General features: G+C 47.1%; 1 protein-coding gene. It reads right to left on the bottom strand.

What is annotated here, in order from left to right:
• Positions 1-296 precede the first annotated feature (296 nt).
• The coding region (locus NNC77_RS16595) for a hypothetical protein (RefSeq protein ID WP_254971965.1) at positions 297-643 on the bottom strand (347 nt) is incomplete at its 5' end.

The raw sequence follows: 643 nt of genomic DNA, 5'->3' as shown, positions 1-643 counted from the left end.
TCAGAAGATTCTGATGGCTAACTATCGTGAGGCGTACAGAATGAAGGGCTTGTAGGAGAAATACATGTCCTTGATGAGTGGGGTGAAATGAACAAGGCGACAACGTATAACTTACCGAGCGTGGTTGTTATAGGTTGTCGCCTCATTTTATTGGCTATACCGAGTTGGTCGTGTTTGCCGGGTGTTCTCCGTATGGTCTGTATAAAATCTAATACCATGCTAAAACACACTGCGGTGGTTCGCCCAAGTGGCTGGAGGCGCAAAGCCTCCAAGAAACGTTGCTTTATATGGCTGTTCTATGCCATTGCGTTCTCTGTAAAGATACAGACCAGTTTAGTGCGGTTGGTCTGCTTTTTGATGATGGCTTGCATAATGAACTCCCGAAAGGCTCTGCTCTCAATGCTGTCAATACGGAAGGCTACCGCAATGATGAGTTCAAGACTATACACATCATAGCTGATGCGGTCGTTCTTCCTGACATGACGGCGTACACCCTGCTCTTTCAGAATGCCATCCTTGAATACAGCCTTGACAGCCTTGCGCACATAGCAGCCGAATACATTATACATGTCGGCAATCTCCTGCATGGTCATCCATACAGTATCGGTCGGCATGGATACCGTTCCGCTCTCGCTGATAGTTA

The sequence above is a fragment of the Segatella copri genome (genome assembly GCF_024330485.1).
Taxonomy (GTDB): Bacteria; Bacteroidota; Bacteroidia; order Bacteroidales; family Bacteroidaceae; genus Prevotella; species Prevotella copri_L.
The sequence above is the reverse complement of the archived record's forward strand: the minus strand, read 5'-3'. Positions and strand labels throughout refer to the sequence as shown.